Here is a 1,939-nt window from a genome sequence, read left to right as displayed (position 1 = left end):
GCCGCCGGCGCTGCCGCCGGCCGCCGCAGCCTCCTTCGCGCGCTCCTCCGCCTGGCGCAGCTTGAGGTACTCGTCGACGCCGTTCGGCAGGTGCCTAAGCCCCTTGTCGAGGATCGCGTACTGCTGGTCAGTGACGCGCTCAAGGAAGTACCTATCGTGCGACACGACGATGAGGGTGCCTGGCCACGAGTCGAGGAGATCCTCCATCGCGGCGAGCATGTCGGTGTCGAGGTCGTTCGTCGGCTCATCGAGGATGAGCACGTTCGGCTGGTCGAGGAGGATCAGCAGCAGCTGCAGGCGACGCTTCTGCCCGCCAGAGAGATCCTTCACCGGCGTCGACAGCTGCGCGCTCGTGAACCCCATGCGCTCGAGCAGCTGACCGGGGGTGAGATCCTGCGCCTTCGATCCCGAGCCGACCGTGAAACTCGTGCGGAGCCGTGAAATGACCACGCGCACGGGCTCGTTGAGGTGTGCCTCGAGCTCGTCGAGGCGCTGCGTGAGCTGGGCGACCTTGACGGTCTTGCCCGTCTTCACGATGCCGCTCGTCGGCTCAACCGCACCCGAGATGAGGCCGAGCAACGTCGACTTCCCCGCGCCGTTCACGCCGAGGATGCCGGTGCGCTCGCCCGGGGCGATGCGCCACTCAATGTCCTTGAGCACCTCGCGCGGCTCACCCGTTGCGGGGTCGGTGTAGGTGACGCCGACGTCGAGGATGTTCACGACCTCCTTGCCGAGGCGCGACACCGCCATCGACTGCAGCGAGACCTTGTCGCGAATCTCCGGGACGTCGGCGATGAGCTCGTTTGCCGCGTCGATGCGGAACTTCGGCTTCGCCGTGCGCGCGGGAGCACCGCGGCGGAGCCAGGCGAGCTCCTTGCGCGCGAGGTTCTGCCGCTTCTGCTCGACGACGGAGGCCTGGCGGTCGCGCTCAACGCGCTGCAGGATGTAGGCCGCGTAGCCGCCCTCGAAGGGCTCGACCAGGCGGTCGTGCACCTCCCAGGTCTGCGTGCTGACCTCGTCGAGGAACCAGCGATCGTGGGTGACGACGAGCAGTGCGCCCTGGTTCGCCGGCCAGCGGCGCTTGAGGTGCTCGGCGAGCCAGGCAACGGCCTCGACGTCGAGGTGGTTCGTGGGCTCGTCAAGGAAGAGAACCTCCCAGTCGCCGACGAGCAACCGCGCGAGCGCGACGCGGCGGCGCTGGCCGCCCGAGAGCGAGTCGAGCTCGGCTTCCCACGGCAGATCCGCAACGAGACCCGCGATGACGTCGCGGATACGAGGCTCGCCCGCCCACTCGTACTCCGGGGTGTCGCCGACAATCGCGTTGCCGACGGTCTCGCCGTCGTCGAAGCGATCGGCCTGATCGAGCACGCCGATCGTGGTGCCGCCACGGTAGGTGACGCGGCCCGAGTCGGGTTCGCGCCGCCCAGCAAGCATCATCAGGAGCGAAGATTTGCCGTCGCCGTTTCGGCCGACGATGCCGATGCGATCTCCCTCATCGACGCCAAGCGTCACTGAGTCGAAAACGACCTTCGTCGGAACTTCCAGGTGCAGGGCCTCGGCCCCAAGAATATGCGCCATAACCCTCTAAGCGTAGTTCAGTTCGATGTGGATCGGCCGCGCGGACGCGAGAGGCCCCGCGTCGCACTCCAATAGGGAGTGAAACGCGGGGCCTCTGGTCGCCTACGTTAACTCGCCAGGCGGCGCCTAATGAGTATCACAACACCCGCGAGGAGTGCGGCGATACCGCCTGCGACGAGTGCCATGGGACCTGCTCCACCGGAGTTCGCGAGCGGGCCACCGTCACCCTTCGGTGGTGTGGTTTCGCCCGTCGGTGGTACCGGTTTGACGGGGGGAACGCTGTCCTTCGTCCAACCCGCATACAGCGTCAGATCACCCGTCACCGGATCCGCAAACTCATACGCCTGAGTAGCCGCAGCAT

At 67.1% G+C, this 1,939-nt stretch carries 2 protein-coding genes; both read right to left on the bottom strand.

Features of this window, described 5'->3' with window-relative positions; genetic code table 11:
* The coding region (locus tag AUL38_RS00830) for an ABC-F family ATP-binding cassette domain-containing protein (protein WP_059058344.1) at window positions 1-1,578 on the bottom strand (1,578 nt) is incomplete at its 3' end.
* Window positions 1,579-1,685: 107 nt separating this feature from the next.
* Window positions 1,686-1,939: LPXTG cell wall anchor domain-containing protein (locus tag AUL38_RS00825; protein WP_153006410.1), on the bottom strand; the 254-nt coding region annotated here is incomplete at its 5' end.

Origin of the sequence: Leucobacter sp. G161 (genome assembly GCF_001482305.1) — a bacterium.
Classification (GTDB): Bacteria; Actinomycetota; Actinomycetes; order Actinomycetales; family Microbacteriaceae; genus Leucobacter.
The sequence above is the reverse complement of the archived record's forward strand: the minus strand, read 5'-3'. Positions and strand labels throughout refer to the sequence as shown.